The following is a 9055-nucleotide window of genomic DNA, read 5'->3' on the forward strand; positions in this document are numbered from 1 at the left end:
TGGGGTGGGCCAAGGCGACGGCGCGCGGGCTCCAGGGGCGCTCGGTGAGCTGGCGCCCCACGTGGACGAAGAGGGCGAGGCCGTACTCGCTGGCGTGGCGGCCGTAGGCCAGCGGCTCGCCGGGGATGCCATAGGCGAAGGTGCCGCTGCCGTCGGGGGCCTCGTGGAAGGACGCCTGCCACGCCGGCTCCAGGAGGGCCATGTACCGGGCGAGGACGCGGAAGGTGTCGCGCACGGTGGGCGAGGCCCGGGCGATGTACTCGACGAGGCCGTACGTGCCGCGCGGCACCCGCTGCGCCACGTGCAGGCCGAGGAAGGCATCCCCGGAGAGGGCCTCGGCCGCGTCGAGGAAGGCGTGCAGCGTCGTCAGGGGGAGGCTGACCTCGGGGAGGGACGCGGCGTTGGCGGGCAGCCCGAAGCGCTCCACCAGCGGCGCCGGGTCATGCCCCGTCGCGCGCAGGTACGCGAGCAGCGGACCCACGAGCTGGGAGCGGACCTCGGTTGGCGGCCGGGATGGGGCGGGCATCTCCACGCGCCCCGGACGCTACTCCGTCCCGGGCGCCGGACCCAACGGGTGGGACGGCGGACTCGTCGTCCGGTGGACCCACGTCACGAGGGCAGGTTGGAGGAGCTGCCGTCGCCCGTGCCCAGCACCCGCGAGCGCCGGTGGGGCGCGGAGCGGTTGAGCGCCTCCTTCACGGCGGACAGGAACCTGCCGATGTCATAGGGCTTCAGGAGCAGCTCGATGACATCTGGCCCCGTGTACTCCTCCGCGCCCTCGCGGTTGGTGGTCGTGATGACGAAGGGCCGCCCGGAGACCTCGGGCTTCTCGGCGAGCTCCTGGCAGGTGGCCCAGCTGCGACCGAAGGGCACGCTCACGTCGAAGACGATGACGGCCGGGTCGTGCTCCTGGACCAGCTTGCGGAAGTCCTCGCGGCCCCGCTCGATGTCGGGGGTGCGCGCGCAGACCGCGTTCATCCCCTCGGCCTGGAGCAACTCGGCCAGGACGGACAGGAGGTCCTCACTGCCATTGAGAATCAGCACGGTGGGACGGGTCATGTTGCGGCGCAATGTGCGTCCGGTCCGGGACGTCAGCCACCCCACGAATGGACCGGACGTGAGCCAGCCAACACGTGGGGGGCTCGCCCGCCTCCCCGGGCTCACGCCCAGCGGCCGTGGTCCGCGATGAGCAGCCCGAGGAAGAGGTTCTTCAGGTTCTCGGTCTGCTCCTCGACTTCCGCGTCGAGCTCCGGGCCCTCCGTGCGCAGGTAGAGCCGGACCACGCCCTGCATACTCCGGTCCTTCTTCGCGGGCGCGTCGTAGCGGGACTTCTTGCCGGCCTGGACGAACGTGCCCTGGTAGTACTGCTTCGAGTTGACCTTCACGAAGTACGTCTTGACCTTCTTGACGGTGACATCGATGGGGGTGGGGTCTTTCTTGTTCTTCGGTACCTTCTTGTCGACTTCGATGACGTCGACCTTCTTGTAGTTCTTGCGGTCCGCCGAATCCCTGAAGGCGTCGAGCCAGGCCATGATGCCGCGCGCCAGGACCTTCAGGTCGTAGTCGTCCGAGCGGTCGTGCTTTCGGGACTTCGTTCCGGTCTTCGTCTCCTCGAGGAGCTTCACGAGGATGTTCCGGGCCTTCGTCTTGCGCAGCTCCTTGCCCTCATCTCCCTCCACCGTCGCCGTCTTGGCGGAAGCGCCCGAGTGGCTCATCAGCGCGTAGTCGCCCTCCTTCGCGAGGATGTCCTCCGAGTCAATCAGCCCCTTCCTCCATAGGGCCTGGGCAATGGCGTTGATGGGACCCGCCGCGCGTCGGCGGGCCGGCTCCAGCGCGCGGATGAGCATGGAGTGCGTGCGGAAGAACAGCTCGACGCGGTTCTTGAAGACGTCCGGATAGTCGCGCTTCGACCAGGCATGGTCATCCAGCGTGTCCCGGACATCCTGGGCCGTCTCGGCGGTCATCACCTCGGCCAGCTCCTCGTTGTCCATCTCCAGTGACGTGCCGAGCTTCTCCACGGCTTCTTTGATTTCGTCGTAGTTGGAGGCCCGGACGACGAAGAAGCCGCCCAACTTGTCCCTGGACCTGAACTCGATGTCGACGTCCTCCTCCACGAAGCCCAGGTCGGTCTTCACGGTGCCGGCCATCCGCCGGAGCAGCAGGCATTGGAGGTCCCGGGGAATCCCCTCGAAGTAGACCGAGCCCTTCCGCGCCAGGTCCAGGCACGCATCGATGTCGGCGGTGCTCATGGCGTACAGGAGGTCGAAGTACTCCTCCATCGCATCGCTGGCGATCCGCATGATGGAGTTGATGGCGCCGACCTTCCCCAGGACCTTCTTGTAGGCATCGAGGTCTCCCGCGTGGTCGGGCTTGGTCTTGTTCTGCAAGTAGTCGGCATTCGCTGCCGTGTCGAACGTCATCCCCGCGGAGAACGCGCTCACGTCATGCGGCGTGGGGTCCACGGCGCCGTAGCTGTGCCAGGGCTTGAGCTCGACGTCATCGAAGCTCCGATCGATGGCCTGCGCGCAGGCCGGCTCCGGGCAGGTGGCGGGAGCGACCTCGAGGCGGGACCAGTGATTGGCGGTGCAGTGGTGCCATTGCATGGGCGTCTCCTCACTCCAGTCCGTCGTGTTCCCGGCGCAGCAACTGCCGGGCGCGCGCGAGGAAGGACTCGTCGTCGGGGAAGGTATTTCGGGGCGCGCCCTGCTCGGCCATGAAGGCCAGCAGGCTTCGTCCGGATGTCTCGTCCCAGCGCGCCTCTTCCATCTCCTCGCACGGGTAGCCGAGGTTGTGCAGCCGGTCCTTCATCCCCGGAATCGTGTCCACCGGAGCCAGCTCACCCAGTCTCAGCTCCAGGATGACGAGCTCGTCCCGTTCGACGTCGTCCTCCGCGTCATCCTCCATGGTGAAGTCCTCGTCGTCGCTCCGCCGGGACCTGGACGAGGGCTCCTCGTGCGCGTCGTCCACGTCCGACATCGCGTTCTCTCCACCGGACCCGTCTGACTCTTCCTTCTCCTCCTCGGACATCCCTTCCACCGGGTCGCGCTCGGACGCCTCCTCGTCGGAGTCCTCCAGGTCGTCCTCGTCTTCGTCTTCCTCCTCGTCCCTGACGACGAGCAGCCGCAGCGTGGCCCGCTTCGCGACGGGAACCCACTCCTCGACGACGCCGTCCTCGTCCGTCTCCCCTTCGATGATGGGGTCTTCCACGCCCTCCTGGCCCAGGTGCACCTCCAGGGTGTAGGGCGCGTTGCGGTAGGGCTGGCCTTCTTCATCGAGGGGGAGGACGCGCACCTCCATCTTCAGCGTCTTGCAGACGAAGGTGTGGCGCCGGCCCGTCTCACAGGTCGCCTGGATGGGCGTCAGCTCCTCGCGGGTCGGAACCTGGAGGGTGTCACCGGCGTGGACCTCGCCACGCACCCGGTCCTCCGTCCACAGGGCCTCGTTGGCCTCCAGGAGGGTGTCGAGGTTGTTGAACCCCTTGGCGTGGGCGATGTGGACCAGGTCCTCGCCCGGCTTCACTTCGTAGGTCTCTGGCATGAATCACTCACTCTCGGGTGGCGAGGAGGGTCAGCAGGTCGCGACCATCCGTGTCCGGGAACTCGACCTCGCAGGGGCCCGGAGGGAGTCCGTTGATGCGCGCGCGCCCGTTGTCGTCGAGCCGCCCCAGCAGCGGCTGTGACGCTCCGGCCGGGGTGAGGCGGTAGGGGGCCCGGGGAATGGGGCGGCCGTCCTCGTCCAGCCGCTCGAGCTCTATCCAGGCCGTGCCCGGCCCCATCGCATACGCCCCGCCACAGTGCGGCTGCGCGGACTGGCGGAGCTCCAGCAGGTCGTTCACGTCCGTCCCGGGGAACTTCACGGTGACGTGGGTGACCTCCTCGGGAAGGTGGCTCAGGTCGACGTGCGCGCAGCCGAACGCGTTGAGCGTCAGTTGGATGGGCGCGGGCGCGGGCTCCTCCGAGTCCAGCGTCCAGGAGACCTCGACGGGCCGGTTGCCCAGGGGCACTCCGTCCAGGTCGAAGAGCTCGACTTCAATCCACCGCCTCGGCGTGTCGACCAGGTTCGACGACGTGCCCCGCCGGGGCGTGCGGGCCACGCGGATGACCCTCTGGCGCTTGACGAGAGGTGGCGGGACTTCCTGCTCCGGTTGGGGAGGCTGTTCCGGGACCTCCTCCTCGAGGGGCCGCTTCCTGCCTCTCGGGTCGTCATGGATTTCGCTCATGCGCGCACCCGTCGGCTCAGCATCCGTGCACCGCGGCGAGCCGCTCGCGGGTGGCCGCGTCCAGCATCGCGGTGGGAGGGAGGCCCTCGTCGTTCTGGAAAGACTCCAGCGCGGTGAGGAAGTCCTCCTCGGTGGAGGAGGCCCGGGTCTCGTCGAGGTAGCCCATGTTCGCGAGCCGGGCCCGCGCGCCCGCGTTGCTCTCCACGGGGGGGAGGTGCCCGAGGTGGAGGACGTACTCCTCGCCCTCGACGAAGAGCGTCGCCTCCTGGATGCCGGGCTTCACCCACTGCTCGACCCAGCCATCCACGTCCGTGTGCCCCTGCAGCACCTCACGTCCGGCGCACAGCTCGTAGGGGATGTTCGCTCGGGGCTGGTCGCCCTTCATCAACTGGAGCTGGACCCGGGTGGGCACGCCCTTGCGGCGGAAGGTGTGCAGTCTGCCCGTCTGACACGCCACGGACTTGGGGCGCAGGGGCGGGACGGTGACCCGGTCCCCCGGCATGAGGACGTCCGGCGAGCCACGCACCCGCCGCAGCTCCGCGTTGGCCGGGTGCTCCCAGAGCGTCTCCCAGATGTGGCCATGGGCCTCCGCGATGGAGGAAAGGCAGTCCCCGGCCTTCACGATGTAGTTGCCAGTGCCAACGGTCTCGAACGACATATCGAAGGTGGGTAGCGTGGTAATGCGTCCGGGAGTGCAGACGCAACCCTGCTGCGTTTTATTCCAACTCGGGTGCGTCACGCCGGGACACAGGGGCGGGTGGGGTGGCTCAGGTCGTGAGCGCCGCGCGCAGCCGCGTTCTCAGATTCTCGAACTCACCCGGTGCATAGACGGGGCCGGTCACCGCGCGCGGCTTGATGGGGCCGTCCTCGAACGGGTCACCGGGGTAGCGCGAGAAGAAGTGCATGTGGAGGTGGGGCAGGGTGTTGCCGTGCACCTCGTAGTTCAGCTTCACCGCGCCGGTGAGCGTCTTCACGGCGCGCGAGACGCGCTGGATGTCGCGCATGAACGTGGCGCCCTCCCGAGGACATCCCATGGGCAGCCGTCGAGGCAGATGGGGCACGACTCGCCGCTGCACAGCCGGGCCCACTTCTCCGGATTGGACCACTGGCTCATCGCGTCCTCCACGGTGTGCCCGGCACGCTTTGGGTGCGGGTGTGGGAGGCGGGTGTTCATATACTCGTGCCACTGGGGACGGCCGTGTCTCGTTCACGCGCTGTCCTGAAGCGGCCACTGGACACCCTTCTGGAGTGATTCGCGCGCATGGACAACCTGGCCCACTCGCTCGTTGGTGCATGGATGGCGGAGGCGGGGCTGAAGCGGACCACGCCGCTGGCCACCGCGACGCTCGTCATCGGCGCGAACCTCCCGGATGTGGACGCGGTGTTCGCGTTCGGGGGCTCGGATGTATCGCTCTACTACCGGCGAGGGTGGACGCACGGGGTGCTCGCGCTGTGCCTGTGGCCCTTCGTGCTCACGGGGCTGATGTTGCTGTGGGACCGGTATGTGCGAAGACGCAAACGCCCGGACCTGCCTCCCGCGCGCTTCGGCCCGTTGCTCGTGTGCTCGGTGTTGTCGGTGCTCAGTCACCCCGCGCTGGACTGGCTCAACACGTACGGCGTGCGGCTGCTGATGCCCTTCGACGGGACGTGGTTCTACGGGGACACGCTGTTCATCATCGACCCGTGGGTGTGGCTGCTCGCGGGGGCGTCCGTGGTGATGGCGGATGCGCGGACGCGGAAGTCCGCGGCGGGCTGGCTGGTGCTGGGAGCGGCGACCACGGCGCTCATCATGATTCCGAGCTTCGTGCCGTGGCCCGCGAAGGTGCTGTGGGCGGTGGGCGTGGCGGCCATCCTCTGGCTGCGGCTGCGGGGGACGCACGTGCTGTCCGCGCAGCGCGTGGCCACGGTGTGCGGCGTGGCGCTCGTGCTCTACCTGGGGGCCATCCTGGTGGGCTCACAGGTGGCGGCGCCGGGGGCACAGGCGTGGCTGCGCGCGCAGGGGCTGGAGGTGGAGCGCACCATCGCCGGGCCCATTCCGGCCAACCCGTTCGTGCGGGACATCATCGCGCTGGGGCCGGACCGCTATCACTTCGTCAGCGCGAACTTCCTGGCCAGCAGCGAGGAGCGCTTCCGCATCAGCGACCCGAGCCAGCCGCGCGAGCCCCTGCCCGGCCCCGTCATCCAGGCCGCGCTGTCCGCGCCGGAGGTTCGCGGGCTCGCCAACTGGCTGCGCCTTCCCACGTACCGCGTGGAGGAGAAGCCGGACGGTTGGCGCGTCATCATCAACGACGTGCGCTACTCGCGCATGCAGAGCAACGGGCTGGGCTCCGCCGTCGTGGAGCTGGACCGCGAGCTGCGGCCCGTACGGGCACGGCCCCGGGAGTAGGGCACCGCGCGGCACACCGTCCCTCGAAGCATGAGGGACGGTGTCACCCGCCGATTCACCGCTGCAGGTCGATGCGCACCCACTCACCCTGCTGCGCGCCGGGCAGCACCTTGAAGCCGAGATTCCGGTACGCGGCCTCCACGTCCGCGCGCTGGTGCGCGAGCACGCCCGCGAGAATCGCCCGGTCCTTCACCTTGGGCGCGATGAGCGGCGCCAGCTCGATGAGCGTGTTCGCCAGGATGTTGGCCAGCACCAGGTCGAACGTGCCGTCCACCTGCGTCAGCTCCTTGCCCGACACGTCGATGTCCGGGGTGCCGTTGTCCGCGATGTTCTCCCGCGCCAGCTCCACCGAGGTGGGGTCGTTGTCCGTGCCCACCACCCGGCCCGCGCCCAGCTTCTTCGCGGCGATGGCCAACACGCCCGTGCCCGTGCCCACGTCCAGCACGCTCACGCCCGGGTGGTCCTTCATGTACGCGTCCACCGCCGCGAGACACAGCGCCGTCGTCGGGTGGTCACCCGTACCGAACGCCATCTTCGGCTCGATCACGAGCCGCACCGCGTCCGCCGGCGCGTTCGCCACGTCCCACGGCGGGCCCACCCACAGCCGCCCCACGTGCACGGACTTGATGAGCGACTTCCACTCGTTGCTCCAGTCCTGCTGCGGCTGCTCCTCCAGGCCCAGCCGGGCCTCGGGGAAGGACTCGGCCACCTGGGCCTGGGCGGCCTCGGCCGTCTCCCGGTCCTCGAAATAGCCGATGACGATGGTCTCCCCCGGATTCGGGCCGCGCACGCCCGGCATGGTGGGCGTCTCGCGATCCCTCACCTCGAGGCCGAGCGCGCCCGACTCATGGAGGACGTCCTGTACGGACTCGGACGCTTCCTCGGGCAACTCCACGGTGAGTGACAGATAGGTCTGGGACATGCGGGCCGTTTAATCCCCCTGTGCCTAGCGTGGAAGCGCCGTGAAACGTCCTTCCATTCTTTGGCCCCTGGTCTGCCTGGCTGCCTGCTCCGGCCCCGAAGCGCCGGACGCGGCGGTCTGTCGGGATGTCATCACCCGTCTGTGCCAGACGTCCTTCTGTCCCGGAGTGTCGGAGCAGATCCGCCCCGGCCTCGACTGCGACGCCACCCTCCTGGAGCGAACGGGCTGTGGGGCGGAGGACTTCACCTTCTCCACGCCCTCGCGCGAGCGCTTCTTGTCCTGCCGCGAGCCACTCCTGAACCAGGGCATCAGCACCGAGACGCCCCCGGCCTGCACGGACACCCTGCGGTTCCTCGCGGGCTGTGAGGACGTGACGGACTTCTTCCAGGGAGTGCAGCCATGAAGCGCGCCGGAGCCGCGGTACTCGTCCTCGCGGTGGGCTGCGCGCCCCTGGAAGTGGAGCGGCGCACGGAGCGTGGGCCCGTGCTGCGCACCTACACCCAGCAGCAGAGGGTGGGCGAGCGCCTGCCCTTCGCGGACCTCCAGGCCCAGTGGCCCCAGCTCACCGTGAGCTTCACCACCGCCGACATCTGCCGCACCGAGCAGCACCAGGAGTACGCGGAGGAAATCATCTCCACCCGCTCCACCTCCGGCGCCGCGGCCGCAGTGAGCACCGGCGGCGTCCTCACCGCCGTGGGCGGAGGCCTGCTGCTGGGGCGCACGCTCTTCTCGGACACGCCGGACCGGAGCGCCATCGACCGCGAGGGCCGCTACGGCGCCTCCAACCGCGAGGTGGCCACCTGGTGGGGCGTGGGGCTGCTCATCCTCGGCGTGCCCGCGCTCGTCACCGGCCTCGTCGGGCTCTCGCGTGGCGGCGAGACGCGCGAGACGCGCAAGGCGGACGAGATGATCGCCCTGCGCGAGGTGCCCTGCGAGCCCCAGCCCGCCGATGGCATGGTGGAGCTGGCCGGCGGCAGTGGTCCGCCGCCTCCGCCGCGAGCCACCCGGAACGCGACGCTGGTGCTCACCGCGGACGAGATGCGCGGGCAGACCTTCACCGGCCTGGTGCTGGACGGCACGCCCGTGCTCCTCCAGGAGGATGACCGCGACCGGCTGGAGACGTTCCGCACCTGCGCCACGCTGCTGGCCCTGCCGGTGGACCCCCAGGCCCTGGCCCGCGAGGCGAAGCAGCACCCGGAGCGGCTGCGCATGCGGCGCGGACTCGCCCAGGCCTGCACCTCGCTTCCGGGGGCACCCGTCGGTCCACTGCTGGACGCCATCGACGCCGCGCTCGCGGGCGAGGGCGGCGCTGCTCCCGGCATGACACCCGCGCCGACGCCGGGCTGACACCCGCTCCGCCTCCGCCACGAGTCACCGTCTCCTAATCCACGCACCTGCCCCCCGGTACGGGGTGAAACCCGTAAGGCATGTCCACCGTTCTTTTCGGGCGAGGTGGCGGGCGTGGGCGAGCGGGCTCGCACGCAGTCGGTGCGAGGGCCGCGAGGATTCACAGCTCGGGGGGCTGGGC

General features: G+C 69.6%; 11 protein-coding genes. 3 read left to right on the forward strand and 8 right to left on the reverse strand.

Annotated features, from left to right (window positions below; genetic code table 11):
- The 7 genes from HG543_RS47945 to HG543_RS47975 all read right to left on the reverse strand — a co-directional run.
- Positions 1-526 (reverse strand): AraC family transcriptional regulator (locus HG543_RS47945; protein WP_211194676.1); only part of this gene is annotated, 526 nt, incomplete at its 3' end.
- Positions 527-609: 83 nt separating this feature from the next.
- A complete protein-coding gene (locus tag HG543_RS47950; protein ID WP_169351673.1) occupies positions 610-1059 on the reverse strand; it encodes a DNA-binding transcriptional response regulator in 450 nt (149 codons plus the stop codon).
- Between the two features lie 101 nt (positions 1060-1160).
- A complete protein-coding gene (locus tag HG543_RS47955) occupies positions 1161-2603 on the reverse strand; it encodes a hypothetical protein (RefSeq protein WP_169351674.1) in 1443 nt (480 codons plus the stop codon).
- Between the two features lie 10 nt (positions 2604-2613).
- Entirely contained in the window at positions 2614-3537 is a 924-nt protein-coding gene (locus HG543_RS47960) for a hypothetical protein (RefSeq protein ID WP_169351675.1), read from the reverse strand.
- 7 nt (positions 3538-3544) lie between these two features.
- Positions 3545-4219 (reverse strand): carboxypeptidase-like regulatory domain-containing protein, encoded by a 675-nt coding sequence (locus tag HG543_RS47965; protein WP_169351676.1) that lies wholly within the window; start codon positions 4217-4219, stop codon positions 3545-3547.
- Positions 4220-4235: 16 nt separating this feature from the next.
- Positions 4236-4877 carry a LysM peptidoglycan-binding domain-containing protein gene (locus HG543_RS47970; protein ID WP_169351677.1) on the reverse strand — a complete coding sequence of 214 codons (642 nt, stop codon included), beginning with the start codon at positions 4875-4877 and terminating at the stop codon, positions 4236-4238.
- 109 nt (positions 4878-4986) lie between these two features.
- Complete coding sequence (locus tag HG543_RS47975) at positions 4987-5223, reverse strand: HIT family protein (protein ID WP_211194677.1); 237 nt, start codon at positions 5221-5223, stop codon at positions 4987-4989.
- A 257-nt stretch (positions 5224-5480) separates the two neighbouring features.
- Between HG543_RS47975 and HG543_RS47980 the strand changes: the two genes are divergently transcribed.
- Positions 5481-6605, forward strand: coding sequence for a metal-dependent hydrolase (locus HG543_RS47980; RefSeq protein WP_169351678.1), 1125 nt, complete (start codon positions 5481-5483; stop codon positions 6603-6605).
- A gap of 55 nt (positions 6606-6660) precedes the next feature.
- Here the strand turns inward: HG543_RS47980 and prmA are convergent, their stop codons facing one another.
- Positions 6661-7527, reverse strand: a complete 867-nt coding sequence (gene prmA, locus HG543_RS47985) for a 50S ribosomal protein L11 methyltransferase (RefSeq protein WP_169351679.1) — start codon at positions 7525-7527, stop codon at positions 6661-6663.
- A 40-nt stretch (positions 7528-7567) separates the two neighbouring features.
- On the opposite strand from prmA, the gene HG543_RS56025 reads away from it, so the two are divergent.
- Both HG543_RS56025 and HG543_RS56690 read left to right on the forward strand, forming a co-directional pair.
- Positions 7568-7930, forward strand: a complete 363-nt coding sequence (locus HG543_RS56025) for a hypothetical protein (protein WP_343073626.1) — start codon at positions 7568-7570, stop codon at positions 7928-7930.
- Positions 7927-8874, forward strand: coding sequence for a hypothetical protein (locus tag HG543_RS56690; RefSeq protein ID WP_253910671.1), 948 nt, complete (start codon positions 7927-7929; stop codon positions 8872-8874). The genes HG543_RS56025 and HG543_RS56690 overlap by 4 nt, the downstream gene beginning before the upstream one ends.
- Positions 8875-9055 lie beyond the last annotated feature (181 nt).

The sequence above is a fragment of the Pyxidicoccus fallax genome (assembly GCF_012933655.1).
GTDB classification, from domain to species: Bacteria; Myxococcota; Myxococcia; order Myxococcales; family Myxococcaceae; genus Myxococcus; species Myxococcus fallax.

Excerpts from the sequence above, each read along its gene's own strand:
- HG543_RS47950 (WP_169351673.1), bottom strand. The coding sequence starts at position 1,059 with ATGACCCGTCCCACCGTGCTGATTCTCAATGGCAGTGAGGACCTCCTG.
- HG543_RS47955 (WP_169351674.1), bottom strand. The coding sequence starts at position 2,603 with ATGCAATGGCACCACTGCACCGCCAATCACTGGTCCCGCCTCGAGGTC.
- HG543_RS47960 (WP_169351675.1), bottom strand. The coding sequence starts at position 3,537 with ATGCCAGAGACCTACGAAGTGAAGCCGGGCGAGGACCTGGTCCACATC.
- HG543_RS47965 (WP_169351676.1), bottom strand. The coding sequence starts at position 4,219 with ATGAGCGAAATCCATGACGACCCGAGAGGCAGGAAGCGGCCCCTCGAG.
- HG543_RS47970 (WP_169351677.1), bottom strand. The coding sequence starts at position 4,877 with ATGTCGTTCGAGACCGTTGGCACTGGCAACTACATCGTGAAGGCCGGG.
- HG543_RS47975 (WP_211194677.1), bottom strand. The coding sequence starts at position 5,223 with ATGCGCGACATCCAGCGCGTCTCGCGCGCCGTGAAGACGCTCACCGGC.
- HG543_RS47980 (WP_169351678.1), top strand. The coding sequence starts at position 5,481 with ATGGACAACCTGGCCCACTCGCTCGTTGGTGCATGGATGGCGGAGGCG.
- prmA (WP_169351679.1), bottom strand. The coding sequence starts at position 7,527 with ATGTCCCAGACCTATCTGTCACTCACCGTGGAGTTGCCCGAGGAAGCG.
- HG543_RS56690 (WP_253910671.1), top strand. The coding sequence starts at position 7,927 with ATGAAGCGCGCCGGAGCCGCGGTACTCGTCCTCGCGGTGGGCTGCGCG.